This is a genomic window from Paenibacillus sp. FSL W7-1287, from assembly GCF_038004245.1.
GTDB lineage: Bacteria > Bacillota > Bacilli > Paenibacillales > Paenibacillaceae > Pristimantibacillus > Pristimantibacillus camelliae.
Window position 1 is genome coordinate 343256 of the sequence record NZ_JBBORD010000001.1, and the last position, 20282, is coordinate 363537.

Annotated in this window: 15 protein-coding genes; all 15 read right to left on the reverse strand. The window is 43.1% G+C overall.

Translation table 11 applies throughout. The annotated features are described in order from the left end of the window. Positions 1 to 188: 188 nt before the first annotated feature. Positions 189 to 4379, reverse strand: a complete 4191-nt coding sequence (locus NSQ99_RS01625) for an S-layer homology domain-containing protein (protein WP_340834599.1) — start codon at positions 4377 to 4379, stop codon at positions 189 to 191. A 307-nt stretch (positions 4380 to 4686) separates the two neighbouring features. Beyond that, on the reverse strand, positions 4687 to 5832 hold the full coding sequence (locus NSQ99_RS01630) for a glycosyltransferase family 4 protein (RefSeq protein ID WP_340834601.1): 1146 nt from the start codon (positions 5830 to 5832) through the stop codon (positions 4687 to 4689). 205 nt (positions 5833 to 6037) lie between these two features. After that, positions 6038 to 6799 carry a WecB/TagA/CpsF family glycosyltransferase gene (locus NSQ99_RS01635; RefSeq protein WP_340834602.1) on the reverse strand — a complete coding sequence of 254 codons (762 nt, stop codon included), beginning with the start codon at positions 6797 to 6799 and terminating at the stop codon, positions 6038 to 6040. A gap of 7 nt (positions 6800 to 6806) precedes the next feature. Then, positions 6807 to 7946 carry a polysaccharide pyruvyl transferase CsaB gene (gene csaB, locus NSQ99_RS01640; RefSeq protein ID WP_340834604.1) on the reverse strand — a complete coding sequence of 380 codons (1140 nt, stop codon included), beginning with the start codon at positions 7944 to 7946 and terminating at the stop codon, positions 6807 to 6809. Further along, on the reverse strand, positions 7910 to 10033 hold the full coding sequence (locus NSQ99_RS01645) for a DUF5693 family protein (protein WP_340834606.1): 2124 nt from the start codon (positions 10031 to 10033) through the stop codon (positions 7910 to 7912). Before NSQ99_RS01645 ends, csaB begins: the two co-directional genes overlap by 37 nt. A gap of 109 nt (positions 10034 to 10142) precedes the next feature. After that, on the reverse strand, positions 10143 to 11858 hold the full coding sequence (locus tag NSQ99_RS01650) for a phospho-sugar mutase (protein WP_340834608.1): 1716 nt from the start codon (positions 11856 to 11858) through the stop codon (positions 10143 to 10145). Between the two features lie 23 nt (positions 11859 to 11881). After that, a complete protein-coding gene (gene fabZ, locus NSQ99_RS01655; protein WP_251670065.1) occupies positions 11882 to 12319 on the reverse strand; it encodes a 3-hydroxyacyl-ACP dehydratase FabZ in 438 nt (145 codons plus the stop codon). Between the two features lie 381 nt (positions 12320 to 12700). Further along, positions 12701 to 13111 (reverse strand): DNA-directed RNA polymerase subunit beta, encoded by a 411-nt coding sequence (locus tag NSQ99_RS01660; protein ID WP_340834610.1) that lies wholly within the window; start codon positions 13109 to 13111, stop codon positions 12701 to 12703. An 8-nt stretch (positions 13112 to 13119) separates the two neighbouring features. After that, the gene (locus NSQ99_RS01665) at positions 13120 to 13953 is read right to left on the reverse strand and encodes a flagellar hook-basal body protein (RefSeq protein ID WP_340834613.1); all 834 of its coding nucleotides are present in this window, start codon (positions 13951 to 13953) and stop codon (positions 13120 to 13122) included. Between the two features lie 14 nt (positions 13954 to 13967). Then, complete coding sequence (locus NSQ99_RS01670) at positions 13968 to 14828, reverse strand: flagellar hook-basal body protein (RefSeq protein WP_340834615.1); 861 nt, start codon at positions 14826 to 14828, stop codon at positions 13968 to 13970. Positions 14829 to 15016: 188 nt separating this feature from the next. After that, positions 15017 to 16006, reverse strand: a complete 990-nt coding sequence (gene mreB / locus NSQ99_RS01675; protein ID WP_251670073.1) for a rod shape-determining protein MreB — start codon at positions 16004 to 16006, stop codon at positions 15017 to 15019. Positions 16007 to 16154: 148 nt separating this feature from the next. Beyond that, positions 16155 to 16445, reverse strand: coding sequence for a sporulation transcriptional regulator SpoIIID (gene spoIIID / locus NSQ99_RS01680; RefSeq protein ID WP_251670075.1), 291 nt, complete (start codon positions 16443 to 16445; stop codon positions 16155 to 16157). 213 nt (positions 16446 to 16658) lie between these two features. Continuing rightward, the gene (locus NSQ99_RS01685; RefSeq protein WP_251670078.1) at positions 16659 to 17414 is read right to left on the reverse strand and encodes a M23 family metallopeptidase; all 756 of its coding nucleotides are present in this window, start codon (positions 17412 to 17414) and stop codon (positions 16659 to 16661) included. 83 nt (positions 17415 to 17497) lie between these two features. After that, on the reverse strand, positions 17498 to 18655 hold the full coding sequence (gene spoIID, locus NSQ99_RS01690) for a stage II sporulation protein D (RefSeq protein ID WP_340834620.1): 1158 nt from the start codon (positions 18653 to 18655) through the stop codon (positions 17498 to 17500). Between the two features lie 136 nt (positions 18656 to 18791). Then, positions 18792 to 20123, reverse strand: a complete 1332-nt coding sequence (gene murA / locus NSQ99_RS01695; protein ID WP_251670083.1) for a UDP-N-acetylglucosamine 1-carboxyvinyltransferase — start codon at positions 20121 to 20123, stop codon at positions 18792 to 18794. Between the last annotated feature and the right edge of the window lie 159 nt (positions 20124 to 20282).

A 20282-nucleotide genomic window follows, 5' to 3' on the forward strand; every position in this document is an offset into this window, starting at 1 on the left:
AAAAGGTTGCGTTCAAATCAGAAGTTTTTATGTAGCTGGCTCAGGAAGTGTGATGGAAATTTTTATTTCAAATTTCTATTAATAGTATAGCCTGTACTAGAATTGAAGTCGATACCAAACTTTTACCATCGTTTCATTATAGCACCAAGCGGTACAAGAGTCTCCTCTCATACCGCTCTTGCTTCAAATTAATTATAAATTGCAGGCAGCTTCTTCAAGCTGTTCATAACACGTGCCATGATGATTGCCGCATCACTACGCAGCATTCTCGCTTTTGGATCGAAGATCGAGCCCGCTTTTGGATCAGCACTGTTAATCGGCTTACCTACAATAAAGCCTTTCTTCTGGATTGCAAGTACTGCAGGAATCGCATAGAAATCGAAGTTTCCTCCATCGAGGAATGCTTTATCTAGCTGTTGTCTTGCTTTTGTTGAGTTCGTTTCTAGCTTAAGCTCCAATGCACGAGCCAGAATAACTGCCGCGTCTTGACGAGTAATGGACACATCCTCACCGAAGAAGCCAGGTCTTGTTCCATTTACAATGCCCGCACGAGCAGCTGTTTCAATGTAACGATAATCATAGATAGAGTTGGAATTGCTTGCATTCGTAATCGTTTCTGGATAGTACGTAAAATGCAGGCTTCCAGAGTAGTTCAGCGGAAGATCAAGTGCACGCACAATCATACGTGTAAATTCTCCACGTGTAATGTACTCATCTCCACCAAAGCGATTCACCGGCTCAACCGCGTTCATGACTCCTTTAGAGTAGATCGCTTCCATTGCTTCACGTGCGTAGCTATGGTCAATGATGTCGTTGTAGCTGCGAGTTAGCTTCACGGCCACATAGTACCCGAACTTCTCGAAAGGAACAGTGATTGTACCCTTCTTATCGTCAACGACACCGCCAATGTTCTCCCACGTACTAGCGTATGGATCAAAGCGGAAGACCGTTATCGACGTTCCAGCGCTTTGTACAATGCTTTTATCGTACGTTATTGATAGTGAGCCTGCGTTACTTGGAACAAGCTCACGATTCACCTGACCATAGCGGCTAGCAAAGTTGCCTGTATGCTTCCCTACAATATTCGGAAATGGGAATGGATCTAAACCGCTTGTAATTGGGTCGTACTGTGGTGAAGATATATCCGGATCATCGGCTAGACCAGCGTCAATCCAGAACAATGGACTTGCTTTAATGAAGCGGTTCGCAAAGCTTTCAAATCTCGTCTTAATATGAAGATCGCCTGTTGCTTGACTATTCGCTGAATAATCTGGTGGCTGTGTTTCGAACATATGTCGATTCACAATACCATCGTTTGGATTGGCAATGGCAAACAATACTTCATGATTATTAAATACCTGAGTTGCATAATTAGCAGCTTCATTATACTTCGGACGTATTAAGTTCGTATTTTTAGGGAACGTTAAGGCCAAAGTATTATTAAACACCTTATGAGAGCTTTTCATCGTCTCAAGATACTGCGCACCCGGTATATTTGTCGGTACATACTTCACATTAAAACTACCTGTGGTAGTTGTTTCGCCGCGCTTAATAGTAAATGTAATCTTTGTGTCCTTGTTTGCTTTTAAATCACTCACTACTGCTCGGAAAGCCTGGAAAGTTGATGATGTACCTTTATCGTAATCATAATAATCAACCTTCTCCATCGTTTGCTTTCCAATCGTAATTGATTCAGCACCAGGAGATGAAATAATCACTTCTACAAAGTTTTTATTAACCACACGTTCTTCTTCTACTGGTGACTTAATACTAAAAGGAATAGAGATTGGGTTTATCTCTAAGCGATACGTTGCTCGTGGACCACTTTCACCAGCATTGTACACCGTTATAACATACACTAACGGGCTTCCATCTGCAGGCATTTCCTGATTCGTAATATTAAAGAAAAAGTTTTGATCTGTACGATTATAATAAAATGTAACATTAGCTTGAGGGATTGACGCGTCTCGTTGTCCGCTATTATATATTATATCCGCTGTATCTTCTCCACCTAGCTTGTCAACTTTACGCTGCTTGTCCGTTGATTTGAATGGCATACTTAAGTTCCACTCAATCTTTTCATTTCCCCAATTAGGATTACTTATATGGACAGCATAATTATCCTTTGGAATATCTGGACTAGCAAGTGAATCTCTGACATTATCTACAGATGTTCCTAAATCAATAAAATCAAACGTTCCAAATACGTTAAATTGAGCCTCTGTTGTTGTATAAACTCCATTGGTATAAGTGAACTTTGAATCACTTGACGAAGGAGGCCAGTTACTTGTTGTATATGGATAAACGCCATCTGTATTAGGAGCTGGAACCGACGGTAAGTTTGTCGGAACTACACTGAACTTCATCGTGCTTTCATAACTATAGTCGCTTGAACGAAATACAAACTTAACTGTATTTTCTCCGGCATGATTAATAATAGACGATAAAAGTTTAATAAGATCATCATCAACGGTTGTTACATTTCCATTGACATCCATGGTAACCCCATTTGGACGGAACAACGGCAACTTATCATTAGATTCATTGTAATTATTAATCGGAATTTCAACATTATTCAAGTATAAAAATACTGTTTGCCGTTTCTGTCTACCATCTGCTGTTGTGAAATCTTTATAAACGATATCTTCATTGTTGGCAATGTTCATGATGCGGCCTACTAAATAGCCAATTCGTTTAATAATATCTTCACTGTCATCTTTATAAGAATCGTAATTGACACTCATACCATTCACAATGTTGTCGAACTTCACATATGGTCCATACTGAAGTTTAAAGATAGCATATTTCACATCTGTCGATGCATTAGTAGCATCGGTAAACGTAAAGCCGATATTATTTGTCCCTGACTTATCAAGCTTTGAAAACTCAAGGAACACGCGAAGATACGTTACATCTATACCATCTACTTTTCTCGTAATTTCTTCAGTAATAAGGTTACCATTCGTATCCTTAATAAGTTTAAATGGTTTATCTGGATAGCTTATGCCGTTAATCGTTGCAGACAACTGGCTTTCAATCGTTGAAGGAAGACCTAGTTTTGAATGATTAGCTATTAGCAATTCAACCGCCATCGGCATAGCATATACTTCTACTCCCTTAAGAGGGTCTATATCGGTTGATTGAAGAGCTATAATGCGATCTCTTGAAGTTATATTTGCATCATAACCCGATAAATAGTTAACGTCTGCGATGAAAGCTTTTGTACCATCTCTTAAAGTAAACTGTCTAGTAGTCTCATCATCAAATTGAGTAAAATTTGGTGATATCATAGTCACTTTAATAGGTGTATTGAAAGACAATGTACTTGGCAGTAAGTAACTATAGTCTACAGTAATGTATCGTGTCTTGTCATTTGGTGTTACCGGATCCCAACCTATTACTTCCAACGTTGGTTGGGGAGTCACTCCGTCTATTTCCATACTCATGTTACGTTCAAGTACATTCCTAATATCACTAATAGGTACTTCAGTGGTCCCATTATTCACAACATCATATAACGGCCAAGGGATAATAGCTTTACCTGTCAGCTTAAGATCTTCACTCATATCTACAGAGTAATTACCGTTATTACTCAGATCATAGACAATGTTGTTGTTATCAAGCTTCTCATTATAGTATGTTACTTCGCCACTATAAAGCATAACTTGGCGTGTTGTTTCAATAATCTGTCCTGCATTTGTTACCTTAAACGTAATTGCGTTCATCCCTTTGTTAATGGTAAGCTGGGATGTTGTAAAGCGAAAATTACCCGTTTGGGAAACGTTAAAATCATAGCTGTAATTGTTGATATCGACAGTTACCTTCGTGGCATTAGGAGCATAACCATCAATGGTAATAACCCCTGTAGATGCTTGAGTTTGGGCACTAGTGTAAAGCATCGTTACGCCATCCTCTAGCACGTCATACGCTTGATTTTCAAATAAAATCCGCAAATCATTCAGCATCGGGCTGTCACGAAATTCTATGTATATCGACTCTTCTTGTGTAGAAGTTCCCGCTACTCCTTTGAAAGTAATTTTATTCAAGCCTGGAAAGAGTTCTACATTAGAAACCGTAAGCTGGTTATCACCTGTCGTTGTTATTCCTGTTGTAATATCCTCTGTAGAGTTCAATACAGTGTCATTGATTGCAGTAATCTGCTCTACCTTATAGCTGATAGAAGAACCTACAACGCCATTAATGGTTCCGTTTAGTGTTACGTATTTACTAGAAACAATACGGGCAGAATCTTTCTTATCCTTCTCATTCGGGAAGATAAAGAAACTCCCTGCGGCATCAACTTGACTCGCCGGACCGTACACTGGAATTAATGTAACGATGAGTGCCAGTGCTAAAAAGATCGATACTAGTTTTTTCAAGTGAATACTCCTCTCTTCATGACATTTTTCGATATTTTTTCTATATGAACTGCACACTGTGCATATCACATGAGCATGAACGGCATGTCCTACAGTAACTCCTTCCCACAATTTACTACTTGCCCTACTACATTAGACGCAGGTTTTGCTAAAAAGTTCCGTATCATTTATATCGGTAGGATGAGGTTGGATTTAAAGTGGTCGTAATATGAAATTATTGCTAATGACAACTTTCGTTCCGAAATGACAAAAAAGGTGCTCGAGGATCATCCTTCAATGATCCTGAGCACCTTTATATTGAAAAAGATTATTTACTACGTGACTGTGAATTGACGATCCCAAGCTTGAGTCCCAGCTTATGCAATAACCCGATCAGCGGTCGACGTGACTTGTCTACAATGCCGATTACCTCAGCCCCAATTTGAGTTAGGAAGATGACAATACATACAACGGCAAATGTAATCCAGTTTGCTCCGTTAAACTTAATGACTGCGGACTGTACAATAGCCATCGAGCCGAATATAGCCGCGATGCCCCAAATCATGAGTACGGTCTTGCGATGTCCATAGCCTAAATCCTGCAAGCGATGGTGCAGATGCCCCTTATCGGGTGCAAAGATCGGCTTTTTGTTGACAAGCCTGCGGATAATAGCAAAGAACGTATCCGATAGCGGCACACCAATAATAAGCAATGGAATAACAAATGAAACAAGCGTGACCTGCTTAAAGGCAATTAATGAGAGCATCGCTAAGCAAAACCCTAGAAATAATGATCCTGAATCACCCATAAAAATTTTCGCTGGGTGAAAATTATATCGTAAAAATCCAATGATTCCGCCGAGCAGTAACGTGCTCAGTAAAATAACAGGCGTGAAGCCCATAATAATCGCCATAATTAAAATCGTTGCTATCGCAATACCTGATACCCCGGAAGCTAAGCCGTCCAGTCCATCAATTAGATTAATGGCGTTCGTAACTCCGACAATCCATAGAATGGTGACAGGGATGCCGATCCAATCATTGATTCGCTGCATATCTTCGCCAAACGGCAGGCTTACAAATTCAATCGAAATGTTAAAGCCAAAAACGACAACGCATGCGGCAATAATTTGCAAGACAAGCTTTAGCTTTGCTGAAAGCTCAAAGCGATCGTCAAACGCACCAGTCAGTATAATAATTGTACCGCCTACCAGCACTGCCTTAAGTAAATTCAAGTCCTTACCGAGCAGTGTCCCCTCTGGAAATATCGTGATAACACAAAAGAACGAAACCACGAATGCAAGATAAATAGCGAGACCGCCCATTCTTGGCATAATACGCGTATGGACCTTGCGATGGTTAGGTTTATCAATTGCGCCTACAAAAAAAGCGAATTTTTTAACGAGCGGTGTGATAAGTAAAGCAACGATAAGAGCAATTGCGAATCCAATCGCATAAATGACTCCAATAGACATAGTGTAGATTCTCCCCCTCTGGATTTACAAGCGAGATTAAGTTGTCTACCGTTATCATTAGCCGTAGACAATCAACTTATCCAGCGTCTCTGATGCCATTTGTATAGATATCTCGTTTCTTATAAGCATCGTGTTGAATTATACTCTCAATGAAAACAAAATACTACTATCGAAATTTACCTAAAAAACAGAAATTAGCCTGTTTTTACGAATTTTCAATATGTTTTGTAACATTCTCTTTATTACGCATCACTTTTAACATAAACTTTGGCAGAACCAGCATGCGTGGCAAACGCTTCGGTTCCTGAAGCAAACGGAACAGCCACTCGATGCGCAGCTTCTGTATCCACTCAGGTGCTCGCTTCAACTTACCTGAGATGACATCGAAGCTTCCGCCAACGCCCATAATAAGCGGTACGCCTAGCGCCTCGCGATGCTTTACGATCCATGGCTCCTGCGTTTCTGCACCTCGAGCAACAAACAATAAATCAGGCTTCAGCTCGGCAATAGAAGCAACGACCTCATCGTCTTCATCGGCACCAAAGAAACCATTGCGATAACCGACAATACGCACTTGCGGATACTGCATCTGAAGGGATTGTGCTGCGGCTTCAATAATTTCCTGTGTAGTACCCAGTAAGTACACCTTCCAATGATGCGATTCACCGACCTTAAGCAGCTCGTGAAGCAGCTCGATACCAGTGACTCGTTCAGCGACAGGATCACCGCCTTTTTGTGCAGCCCAAACGACTCCCGCACCATCAGGCACAATAAGATCTGATTTTAGCATCATTTCTTTATAGTTTGGCTTTTCCAGTGCACTCATGATCATAATCGGATTAGCTGTTATGACATGTGTTTGCTCTCTTGCATTAATTCGGTCCGTTAAGTATTGAACCGTATCCTTCATTCCCATCTTCGAAAAAGGAATACCGAAAATATGAACTTTAGGTATAGTTTTCGTCATGAGGAAATCACCTCGATATATTCTGACGCAAAAATTGACTGATTTGTTGCGCTGGTTTTTGGGATTGTTCTTTTAATGTTTGAATTTGTCGACTTCGCTGCTCCAGCCATTGGTCACGATGATCTAAAATATTCCCCATCTGCTCCACAAATTCCTTAGACTCGAGCTCATTTGTTGTGCCTACCACTTTAGCTTCAATTCGCTTTAGAAACTGATCAATTTTCGGATCATAGGACAGGCCAAGCATCGGTACTCGCTGGTTAGCTGCATAGATTAGCGCATGCAACCTCATACCGAACAATGCATCACACTCCGATACAGCCTGCAGCATCAGCATGGGGTCATCGGGTAGATCCATTAGCTTAATACTGCTTCCTGCTCCGATCCGTGATTGGATCTGATCGATTAGAAACTGTGACGCTTCGATATCTTCAGGAAGATGGAAGGGTAAAAATGTTAGCATCACGTTACGTTGCTCGGTTAGCGCTATAAGTGCCTCGCCAATCCGCTGCAGGTCTGAGCGATTCTTGTTCCAAAACCTAACGGATATACCGATCTGTTGTACACCACTTGCTTCAGGCAGCAGTCGCTGGCGCTGCTCAGGAAGCGGCATTCCCATAACCGGGTCTGGTACGACCTCAATCTTAGCGTTTACACCGATCGAGCTTAAAAATTGTGAAGATTGTTCATCACGCACCGAAACATATTGACTCTTATTCATCGCGGAACGAATAAATGCGTACATTGACTGACGATGAACAGGACCAATTCCTTGTGCATAGATAAAGGTTGGCTTGCGGAGCCATTGTGCCAGCTTAATGATCCCTGTATAGTATGGAATGCTTTTCATGCCAGTTGCATCTTGAAGCAAGCTTCCCCCACCGCTAATTAACGCATCAGAAGAAGATATCGCACGCCACACGGACGCAGGGTGCATGCGTGGCACAGCTTCCACACCGTACTTCTTTGATGTCCAGCTCGGATCTCCACTTAGCACGACTGGAGCAAGGGTAATGCCTGCTGCTTTACCCTGCTCCTCTAATGCTAATAATATGGACTTGAGCACTGCCTCATCCCCGCTATTTTTAAAGCCGTAATAGCCTGAAATTACTACTCGAAACGTTGTTGAAGCTTCGGCCATACCCATTTACGCCAAACTCCTTCCAATACTGTCCATATCGCAATCAGCACTAAGCCGAAAATAATACCTATTCCTAAGCCTAACAGAGTACGCAATGTTGACATCATAATTGGTGTATGAATATGTGTGAACGTGCTTACCATAGTTAGCTGACCTAATGTACCGACAATTAGTAGCAGCCAGGACGCTCTATAACGTAAAGCTAAGAACAATCCAAGAATAAGCGGAGGATGTCCTAGCATAAACTCTTTAAATCTCGGACGTACGCCGACAGTTGTTTCAAGCCATTGTCTGATCATCATCTCGATCGCTGATACCTGACCGCTATTGCCTGTGCGAGATAAGTAGTATGCCCCAACTGCCGCCACGATAACAGCAACGACTACCCATAATAAGCTAATTGGTGTCATAAGAAGCTTCCAAAGGCGTGTAATGGAGCCTTTCGCTCCTTGACCTCGATACAACAGCACGTAAATCGCAACGAGCGCAATTGGACCTAGGTGAAGTAAGCTAACTCCTCTAAACTGCTCAATAACTAAGCTATACGTGATGTTAAACAACAGTCCGAATACGATCGGTACAGCACATAGCGTAATGATCGTACCTACGATAAACCAGTTCAGCGTTAAGCCAAGTCTGCGAGATAGTGGAAGCTCAGGGAAGATCCAGCGATCAGTCTCCACCGTCCCATCATGAATTGGCGTAGTACCACTTAACGTCCAGTTGGTATTGCCGAGCATTCGACGTTCACCAATGGTACGTGAATATATACGGTTAAGCATCCAGATGACACCTAGCGTCGGACCACTGATTGCGGCGCCAAGCGCTAACGCTTGCTCCATTAACGAGCTATTCAGCACATATAGTCCTGCTGAACCTAGTAAGCCTAATACGAATACGATGATTTCTGTTCCTGGCAAAAATGCTCCAACAAGCAGCGTAATAAACGCTACTGCAGCCAGTGCTACGATCATACGTACAAGCTTCGTCCATGATGGGTTCTCATATTGAAAGGCGCTAGCCATGCCATCAGGGTAGCCGGCTTTTTCCATCTGAGCAATGACACCCTCTTCTCCAGAAAGCGTCTCGATAAGCTTGTCCGCAGAGTGCTCTAACACTCCCGTATTACCGTTAGCTTTGATGCCAACATTCAAGAAGAACATACGAATGTTACGGTCCTTGGCAGCAAGCTTGAAGCGATCGGTCATCCCTTCGGCTGTCATCGTAAAGCTATCATTCTCAGACAAGGAATATAGTCGCACCACATCATAATCAAGTAAATACGAAAGCGTGCTCATGCCCGCTTGAGGAACTTTAAGATTTTCAATGGCCGCAACGCCCATACCATGCTGCTTTAGCAAAGCTCCAAAATGATTCAAGCTTTTTAATTCGGCTTGGTCAGTTGCACCTTTAGCCTTAGAACCATCAAAAATGATTCGCGTCACACCATACTCACTTAGACGTTTGATTTGCTGCTCAGCCATTTCCATATTGTATGGCTGTACGCGATCCGAGAACCTTGCAATAATTTGGAAGCCATAGCTTGATAGCTTCTCCACTGCAATCGGGTCAAAGTCTAATGTTTTTAGCGTCGCAGCATTGACCGCTTCTTCGATAATTAAAGCTGGCTTACCTTCATAAGTCCAGTCGGTAACATTCACGCCTTGTCGTTCATACTCGCGCTCTATGATCGGCTTGATCATCTCCGCTTCATGCTCTCCGGTAAATACAACATACGTGTGGTTAACATTGGTGTCGAGCACTTTACTTAGCAGAGAAGCCATTTCCTTCTCTGAATAATAGACAAGACGGCCTGACTGCATAAGATCACGTAAGGAGCTCTCATACAACGACATAGATTGTACTCCAGCGTCTTTCAAAGCAAGCAGCTTCTCATCAATAAATTGTGAAACATTGCTTTGATAGTTGGCAATTTCCTCTAAATCCCGATAGTCGAATACATATTCAACGGTATCGGCCGATTGTTCCATCTCAACTCTTAAGAATGCTAAAGGTAACGCTGCTAATACTCCTATTAACGTAATGATCCATAGCAGTGTCCTTGCTTTTTTATTCCATTGCTTCCAGCGCACGATAGTCCTCCATTTCTAACCTTTACTCATAACAAAGCTAGGATTGCCTGCTACATCTTCGTAGGCAATCCTAATGCTAATATACGTATCTACCTATATCATAACGAAATTAGATTCCATCTACACGTTTCATTACATCTTCAATTAATGCAGCCTGTTTGGCAGCTGCATCCTCAGCAGAGGTGCCTTTTACGGCAAAGTAAACTTTAATCTTAGGCTCTGTGCCTGAAGGTCTTAAGCAGAACCATGAACCATCCTTCAAGATGAACTTCAGTACGTTCTCAGGACGTAACCCATCAATGCTCTGAGAGTAATCAAGCACTTCAGCAATCTCAATTCCAGCCACTTGAGCCGGCGGCTGTTCACGGAAGTTTGTCATAATCGCTGAGATTTGCGCCACACCATCAATACCTTTTAATGTCCGGGACTGCTGGCTTTCTAGGAAATAGCCAAATTGCTCATACAGCTCAACAAGCACGTCATAAAGTGTTTTCCCTTGTGTGCTGTAATATGCTGCAGCCTCGCAAATCAACATAGAAGCGACAATCGCATCCTTGTCACGCGCATAGGTTCCAGTCAAGTAACCATAGCTTTCCTCATAGCCAAACAGGAAAGTCTTTTCTCCTGTTTGTTCATATCTCGTCATTTTCTCGCCGATGTATTTAAACCCTGTTAATGTATTTTCAACACTAGCACCATAATGCTTAGCGATAACCTCGCCCATTTCACTTGTAACAATGGTTTTGATCACTACTCCGTTAGCAGGCAGCTGGCCACGTTCCTTTAGCTGACTAAGCAAGTAATGAATCATCAATGCACCAGATTGGTTACCTGTCAGCACGACGTATTCGCCATCGTTGTTTTTTACAACAGCACCCATGCGGTCAGCATCGGGATCGGTGCCAACGATAACATCAGCGCCTACTTTACGAGCTAGCTCAATCGCTAGTGTGAATGCCTCCTTCTCTTCTGGATTAGGAGATTTGACCGTGCTAAAATTACCGTCTGGCTGCTCCTGCTCTGCTACAACATGCACTTGCTTAAAGCCAGCGGCAGCAAGCACTTGACGAACAGGCATATTTCCCGATCCATGCAGCGGCGTGAATACGACCTTGAAGCTTTCGCCAAGCTCACCTTGCAATAGCGGTTGATTGACGCTTTGAGCAACGACAGTATTCACGTACGCTTCGTCAATATCATCGCCTAGCCATACAAGCAAGCCTTGCTCTTCGGCTTCTGCTTGAGACATCCGTTTTACCTCATCGAAGCTTGCTATGCCAGCAATCGCCGCTATCACTTGCTCCGCATCCTCAGGCACAAGCTGACAGCCATCTGCCCCATACGCCTTGTAGCCATTATATTCAGGCGGATTATGACTAGCTGTAATAACCACACCTGTGCTTGCTTTAAGATGACGGATAGCGAAAGACAGCTGCGGAGTTGGACGTAGTGAACGGAATAAATAAGTACGCACTCCATTGGCAGCTAGTACAAGCGCTGCATCCAATGCAAACTGTGGAGAATTATTGCGCGAATCATGAGCAATTACAGCTGAAGGCTGTTCAAGCTTTTGAGCGAGCAGCCAGTTCGCTAAGCCCTGGGTAGCCTTTCCAACCGTATAAGCATTCAGACGATTGGTTCCAGCGCCCATTACCCCACGTAATCCGCCTGTACCGAATTCTAAGTCTCTATAGAAACGATCCATAATTTCTTGATCATTACCAGCTAGACCAGCTAGCTCTTGCTTCGTTGCCGCATCGATGGATGGATCATTCATCCAGCTTTCATATCTATGGTTGACTTGCTCCTGATTTAATCGTGTCATATGATACCTTCTTTCTTATTCCTTTATTGCTTCGCTGGGTCGGATAGTGCAAACATAAGCTCGCCTTCTGCTACGACCTTGCCATCCACTTTTGCCGTACCTTTACCTTTGCCAATCGAGCCCTTTAGACGCGTGATTTCAACCTCAAGCGTTAATGTATCGCCAGGTGTCACCTGACCACGGAAACGGAAGCCATCAATGCCAGCAAAGAACCCTAGCTTACCTTTGTTGGCTTCAAGCATGAGCATCGCAACAGAGCCCACTTGGGCTAATGCCTCAACAATTAGCACACCAGGCATTACGGGATATCCTGGAAAATGCCCGACAAAATAAGGTTCATTCATTGTCACGTTTTTAATTCCGACTGCACGCTCTCCAGGCACAACCTCTGTGATTCGGTCAATAAGTAGAAATGGTGGTCGGTGTGGAATAATCTTTTGAATTTCATTAATATCCATCATTAGTATGTCCCTCTTTTCCTTTAATTGCGTGTTTCATAAGCTTCAACAATCCATTTCAATATCGCAGTTCACATTGCTGCTTAATCCAAGGGATTAAATTGAAACAACCACTTTGTTCATTCATGCGTATAAATTTTGCTACTTGTCCCCATACTATAGATACCCTTCAGTGTCCTGCAGGAAATGAAGGTTGAGATAAGGAGGCTTGCTTGCTGGAACGAATGTTCAATGGTAAGCAAGCCTCTTTGTGTGTGTATGATTTTACCTAGCTTTCAACTATTATAGACTACCTCAGTTAAAATGAAAACTTAACGGAAAGTAAAAATCAGCCAGCAGGCTGCTGACTGATTATTATTCATCATCTATATGCAATTATGTCGCTTATGATTCAGCAAATATTAAATCCCACAAATGCTTGTAGGTACTGAATTTAAACGCTTCTTCCTTCGGTTGATCCCCCATAATGACATAACCGATATACAGCCCCGCAAGCAGCATGACGATCATGATGAGAGGTGCTATGCTTTTTCTTAAAATCCAAAGCAATGTCCGTGCCCACAATGGATATCGGCGTACAGGTGCATCGACTGCCAGCTTCTCGTCGTCATGAGTGGACGCTCTTCTCTCTTCGTTTGGCAATTCTTGACGTGTTTTATTTCTACGCCATAGCTGCTGAAATCTGCCTCCAGTGGCTGATGAATGCTTTTTTGCTCTCGTTAAAGAAGTCTCTTGCTGCAATGAAGCTTCATCTGGACCTTTCCAATTGTCTTCATCGTTACGGTTCTCATTCATAATTTCACCTAATTACTACGCAGATTGTTCGCTATTTGCATCATCGTCTCGCTGGAGCTTAATGCTCTCGCAGCTAGCTGATATGCACGCTGAACTCTGATCATATCTGTCATTTCTGTGGAAAGATCTACGTTAGATTGCTCAACGTATCCTTGACGAACTGCCAATCGGTTGTCAGTGTTAGGTATGACCTCTGCTACCGCTTGATCAGCATCCGCACCAGCTGCTAATGCAAATAGGTTGTCAGCAGCTTGAACTAATGCATCCGGACGTACAGCCTCCACCAAACGAATACGACCTAACGGAATAGTATCTCCGATCTCATCTACCGCATTCACAGATCCATCCGCTCGAACCTGCATCGCGTAGCCCTCTGGCACAACAATTCTGCCCTGTGAACCATCAGGAAGCGTCGCAACAACTGGATAGCCTTGAGAGGTTGTAAGTACTGCCTCTCCCGCTTCGTTGATGCTAATTTGGAACGAGCCATCTCGTGTATAGGCTGCTGTCCCTGCTGCATCCACCTGCACTTGGAATAGTGCATTTCCTTCAATGGCAAGGTCTGTTAATACGCCGGTCTCCTTCATCGTGCCCTGGGTAAAGTCCGTAGCAATGCCTGTCACTCTAGAGCCCCAGCCTTGATTAAATCCAAGCGGAGCTTTACGTCCATCTAACGCAAAGCTATCTGGCTGCTCCTTTACCGTGTTTAGCAAATCTTCAAATACAGCTGATTTCTTTTTATATCCTACTGTGTTAGAGTTCGCTACATTATCAGCAATCAGATCCAGCTTCATCTGATAGGAGTTCATCGAATTTAGCGCTTTTATCATGGAGCTATTCATGAATCATTACCTCCCTAGCTAATTCTGCCAATGTCATTAGCTGTTTTTTGCAGCGTTGTATCATAGAATTGAATAACCTTCTGGTTCGCTTCATAGGCGCGAAGTGCAGCCATTAAGTCTACAGAAGCCTGCGTGATATCAACGTTAGATTGTTCGATATAGCCTTGACGCACCTCTACTGCATCATCTTCCGTAATTGCAGCAGCTGCACCTTCTTCTAATCTAAAGCTGCCATCACCCTCGCGAACTAGACCATGAGGGTTGTCTATACGAGAGATGAGTAGTTGAATTCCCGTATCCGTGCCTGCTGATGTAACAAGACGACGATCATTCGTTAGTGTCAAATCCTCGATACTGACGCCAGCAGGAAGAACGATTGGCTCATCGTTGGTTCCTAGCACATAATCTCCCGTGCTCGTCGTTAAAAAGCCTTCACTATTTACGGAAAATTGACCGCCTCTTGTGTAGCGACGTTCACCCTGCTCATTTTGCACAGTGAAATACGCCTGTGGCTGATAGACAACCTCTCCGTTATCTGTTACGGCTTTGCCTGATTGATCGAAGATAAGGCCATCGACTGCAATATTAGAAATAATCGCAAAGTCATAGCGGTTATTCGTCTGTGTTAAATCACCCTGCAAGTGATACGTCAAGCTTTCTTCTGCAAAGACGTTGCCTGTCCAGGTTCCGATCGTTTTCGGCTGGTTACTGTCTACACCCGTCATCGATAGAAGCATCTCATTGAATGAACGAAGTGGTGTTGTGTTTTGTTTAAACCCTGCTGTTTCTATATTAGCAATATTATTTGTAATGGTGTCATGTCGGCGCTGCTGGCTAGTAAGCCCTGATGCAGCAGAATAGAGCCCTCTAAGCATGTTGCTCCTCCTTCATCATCATCGGTATCCGAACTTATAAGAGGTCGTTCATAACGTCTATCTTTGGTCACGCACTCTACGTATATATCGGATAGAGGACGACGTTAGTGAATAGCGCGAACAATTACGAATAAGCACTTCAGCACGTCCCCCTTATGACGTCTTACCAGTGCTTATTCGTGTTCGGCTTATCTTTTCAGCTTGTCCAAATTATCTAAGAGGATGCCTGTGCCTTTAACGACACAATGCATAGGATTTTCTGCAATGAGAACGGGTACCTTCAGCTGATCTGCTAGCAGCGAATCGAATCCGCCCAGCAAAGCGCCGCCCCCCGTCAATATTACGCCTCGATCGATAATATCGGCTGACAGCTCTGGCGGAGTTTGCTCCAATACATACTTTGCAGCAGACACAATCGACATAACAGGATCCCACAGCGCTTCACGAACTTCATTGGAGCGAATAGTAATGGTTTGCGGCAAACCAGTGACCATGTCTCTTCCGCGAATATCAATTTCTTCTACAGGTGCTTGCTCAAGTACAGTCCCGATGCGAATTTTAATATCCTCGCTCGTACGCTCACCGATTAACAGCTTGTACTTGCTTTTAATATATTTCATGATCGCCTCGTCAAACTTGTCTCCCGCAACCTTGATGGAAGAAGCCGTTACGATATCGCCCATGGACAATACGGCCACATCTGTTGTACCACCGCCGATGTCTACTACCATATTGCCGCTAGGCTGGAAGATATCCATTCCAGCCCCTATTGCGGCAGCCTTTGGTTCTTCTTCTAAATACACGTCTTTCGCACCGCTTCTTTCTGCTGCTTCACGAATGGCCTTCTGCTCAACAGAGGTTATGTTCGTAGGTGCACAGATTAGGATGCGCGGACGTGAGTACCATGTACGTCCATCTACACGATGGATAAATTCTTTCAGCATCATTTCTGTAATATCAAAATCAGCAATTACGCCATCACGAAGCGGACGAATTGCCACAATATTGCCTGGAGTACGACCTACCATACGATGAGCTTCTTCCCCAACGGCCAGTACTTTTTTAGTATCGCTCTCGATGGCAACAACAGAAGGCTCGTCGAGTACAACACCCTTTCCCTTTACATGAATCGATACGTTCGCTGTACCGAGATCAATACCAATATCCTTACTAAACATTAGGTCATTTTCCTCCAACGAATAATGTATTATTTTTCCCCGGAAATAATCACAGTTAATAACATTATTCGCCAAAATATCAGAAAATCCTCTCCTTAAAAAATATTTTATATTGGTATTTCCTTCATAAAGGAAAGTTGCGACCTCTTTACTTCGGATTCCCTACTGTTAGCACCTCTCTTTTTTTAGGCGTATTCTTTTTATACTTAATTTTCGTTGCTTCTCCGCCGCGCAAATGACGGATAGACTTATGATATTCGAGAATGTGCTTCACTTGATCCGCCAACTCAGGGTTAATTTCTGGCAATCGCTCTGTTAAATCTTTATGCACCGTACTTTTAGATACACCGAATTCTTTTGCGATCGTTCGGACCGTCTGCTTAGTTTCGACTAAACAACGACCGATTTTGATCGTTCGCTCCTTGATGTAATCGTGCACGCTCCCGCCTCCCTACTCGTATTAAGTTTGGTACATTATATGAGTAGGTCTTACAGATATTCGTTGTGTCCAAGCTTGGAGCGTAACAAATGCAATAAATATTTTTTCAAGCGGCATACGTTAGCCTGTCCTATCCCGTCTCTATGCAAGTCGGCTCATAAATATAACAAAAAAAAGACCTATTCTCCAAAAAGGAGAACAGGTCTCTCGCAATTACTCAACGATATAATCGCCTGGATTCACATTGTCACCATTCAATCTTGCTTCGAAGTGCAAGTGAACACCTAGATCGCTCTCAACATCATTACGACCCGCTTTAGCAATTACTGTGCCTTGCAGCACTTCGTCACCTTCATTAACCGCCACATCGCTTAAGCTTTGGTAAACAGTTGATAGGCCATTGCCATGACTAATCTCAACGAGATTACCGTTGATCGGATTTTTTTCTACAACGGTTACTGTACCGCCTAGAGCTGCTTGAACATCGAATGCGATGCCATCAGGATGCACAAAATCGATACCCATATGAGGAGCGAATGTTGTGCCAACTTGGATTAGTGCAGCTTCATTTTCAACTGCAGTTGCTTTCGTATCATAGAATGGAATCTCGATTTGAAGATCGTTGATGTTAGCAACAGGCCACTGCATATCCTCACCAGTCGCTGCAATCTCATCGGAAGCATCCATATCTACTGCCGCAACATCTTTGTCTGTTTCACTGTTTACTGCAGTACCTTCCTCTGATACCTCCGTACCTGTGGTTGGCTGGTCAGTAAAATTATCCTGATATACCCACAGTAAGGTAACGATAATAGCTGCTGTAATCATAAACAATGCTGGAGAAAACCATTTTTGGGCTAGCAGCCTTTTCACACCAGTTTTTGGCTCGGCAACATTAGAAACTCTCTTTTCAGATTTAAGAGAATCCTCTGTTGATTGTGATTTGTTTTGATTGTTGAATTCATTCATTTATATCACCTCACTAGCCATTGTTGCCAGATTGATCAGCTTTATACGTGACATGAATGAATTTTTACTAGTTTTTTGCAAGCTTATAAGCTAGCTTGTTCAATACTAACTCCAGTATAGTAATGCGTAATAATATCTTCTGCTAGATAGCCTGCCTTGGCCATACCGTTAGCCCCCCATTGACTAAGTCCAACACCATGCCCGTACCCATAGCATATGAATGTTACGGACTCCTGCTGCTTATCAATGGTCCACATCATATCCGTAGATGAGAGAGCTAGCTTTTCCCGCAGCTCCTTTCCTGTAAAGCTAGCACCGTTAACAGTCAAGGACTCAATTCTTCCGCTTTCCGTACGTTCAACCTTCGTAATGTTCACACTGCCGTTTCTACGGCTTTCCTTCAGATTAAGCCGTTCATACAGCTCATTAAAGCTGATGCTCACCTCTGATTCATAACTTGGTGATAACGCTTCGTCCCAAGGGCTCGCAACACTTCTGAGATAAGCGACTTCTTGCCCCCATACAGCATCTGAGTTCTCTGTATAACCGTTGCTCGTTGAGAAGAACAACGCATCAATCGGTTCATTCTCATAGCTAATAATTTTCCCCTTCGTTTCTTCCAGCGCTTTAACAAACTTTTCATAAGGCTCTGGATAATCTGCCTCATATGCTTTAACTTCTTCTATCGACAAATATACCTGATCAGAGGTCGTATCCGTTACGATATAGGATTGCTTTTCCTCGGACCTCTCTGCCTGAAGAATTCGACGAACAATATATGTACGAATCGCCATCATCTGTGCTTTAATTGCTTCATACTCAAAGCTTCCAGGCAGCTCAGCCAATGAAACACCGAGCACATATTGCTCTAGCGGCACCTGTTCAACGGTATTTTCATTACTTAATAGAACAGCGATGACTGGTTCTTTCTGTGAAGCTTGCTGCGTGTCTAGCTTCGGTTGTCTATCATTTTCCGAGGTTACGATACTTTCGGAATTTGTAGATAGCTCATTATTCTTCGGCCCTTGCTCTATTACTCTCTCACGCTGCTTATCTTGCCCCATACGATTACTATGTCGATGATTCAGCTCCTGTAAGACGAGTACCTCCGATTGCCCTTGTGCGTATACGACTGACTTTGTCCGTGAACTCTTTTGTTGCAGGTCATACGTTACTAACAAGCTCATAAATACGACTACGGTCATAACTGCGATTAAATAAAGTCTCCATTGTTTTACCATTTACTCTCCTCCATAGCAATAACACGTCTCTATGTTATAGCCTATGAAAACAACTAGAAGAATAGAATCATAGATCAAAAAAACGGTGTACGTCCATTTGCTGGAACGTACACCGTTTATCTTTCTATCTCAATGACTAGGCCATTAATTCCTGTACTGGAGTTAAAACGACAGACTCATGCTTTACCTTAATTTTAGAAGGCTCCTCCAGGTCTCTGCTTCGAGTAATATTCGCACCAAGCGAAGCAAGCTTTCCGGTTATATCTACATATCCGCGATCTATGTGATGAAGTCCATCAATCATCGTCTCGCCTTCAGCTGCAAGACCAGCACAGATTAATGCTGCTCCCGCACGTAGATCAGTAGCTGTTACTTTAGCTCCCTGCAGAGCAGTGCTACCTGTTACAACAGCCGTTCTGCCATCAACTTTAATGTTCGCTGCCATCTTAAGAAATTCCTCGACATGCATAAAGCGATTTTCAAATACGGTTTCCGTAACGACGCTTGTTCCTTCTGATACTAGCAACAACGCCATCATCTGTGACTGCATATCTGTAGGAAATCCAGGATGTGGCAATGTTTTAACATCGACTGATTTTAATGGATGCTGCGCACGTACATGCACACCGTTATCGTGAGCAACAACGCTCACGCCCATTTCCTCAAGCTTTGAAATAACTGGTGCCAAATGATCAGCAATAGCCCCTTCAACGAATACATCTCCGCCAGTAATGGCAGCAGCAATCATATAAGTACCTGCTTCGATACGATCTGGTATAACACTATGTGCGGCTCCGTGCAGCGCTGTAACACCTTCAATACGAATAATTCCGGTACCTGCACCTCTTACTTTACCACCCATTGCGTTGATATAGTTAGCCAAATCAACAATTTCCGGTTCTCTAGCCGCGTTTTCAATAATGGTTGTGCCGTTAGCTAAGGAAGCTGCCATCATGATGTTTTCAGTAGCCCCAACGCTTGCGACATCTAAATAAATTTTTGCACCTTGAAGCCCTTGTGGACAGGTAGCTTCAATGGCACCTTGGTCTAGCTGAATCTTTGCACCCATCGCTTCAAATCCCTTTAGATGCTGTTCAATGGGACGTGAACCGATCGCGCAGCCGCCAGGCAGTGAAATTTTAACTCTGCCAACTCGTGCAAGTAAAGGCCCCATCACTAAGAAGGAGGCTCTCATCTTACGTATCAGTTCATATGGAGCTTCCGATGACGTAATCTGTGCCGCAGAGATCGTCATCGTCTCCTGATCAAATAGTGTGTCTGCACCAAGAGTGTTTAATACCTCACGAATGGTCATTACATCATCTAATTCAGGAACATCTGAAATTACACTTTTACCTTCAGTCGCTAATAATGAGGCCGCAAGAATAGGAAGTACCGCGTTTTTTGCTCCACTTACACGTACCGTACCCTTTAATCGTTGACCTCCGCGGACGATAATCTTTGCCATCTTGCGTCCCTCCGCGAATCATATTTATCGGTTTCCGAATTTTTCCATTTAGAGTATAATCATACACTCATCAACCTTCATCTTAACATCATTACCTATAAATCGACAACAACAATTTTAATTCGTTATAATATTGTCGATTTTAATAGTGAAATGTGT